Below are 531 nucleotides of genomic sequence, written 5' to 3' on the forward strand. Positions count from 1 at the left end.
CACCGTTTGCTCTTAAAAACTTGAAAATCACATGAGTTTAAGAAACCACAACTCGAAAAGTTGCAGATCCAATGATTGGCAAGAACACAACCCGAAGGCTGCTCCTTGCGAATCTTGTCGACCCGAACAACCCGCAAAGGCTGCCCGAGTCTAAGATGCTCGCGTCCACTGTGTAGTTCTCAAAATACGGGCGGTATCCCTCCCCCACACACCCAGGCGTGGAAAAAGGATCCAGGAGAGTCGAGATCCAGCCACCCCCGAAGGAGCAGCCGGCCCGGTCCCTCAGGACCCAACAGCGTGCATGTGCAGTAGCCCACCCGCTCGTGCGTTCCCAACCCGAAGGCTGTACTGACACGAGACGAATCTCTTCCTGCACCCAGTTCAATGTTCCACCCATGAGCTACCAGCAAAGACATTCGCTTTGATCTGGCGCCTGGAACAACCTCTACGCCGAAACGCATGGTGTCCAGATGCTCCTTAGAAAGGAGGTGATCCAGCCGCACCTTCCGGTACGGCTACCTTGTTACGACT

Annotated in this window: 1 rRNA gene; it reads right to left on the minus strand. The window is 54.6% G+C overall.

The window, feature by feature from the left end:
• Nucleotides 1-481: 481 nt before the first annotated feature.
• Nucleotides 482-531: ribosomal RNA gene (locus MT351_RS19800) — 16S ribosomal RNA — on the minus strand; the annotation flags it as partial.

It is taken from the genome of Rathayibacter sp. VKM Ac-2926 (genome assembly GCF_022815565.1).
GTDB classification, from domain to species: domain Bacteria; phylum Actinomycetota; class Actinomycetes; order Actinomycetales; family Microbacteriaceae; genus Rathayibacter; species Rathayibacter festucae.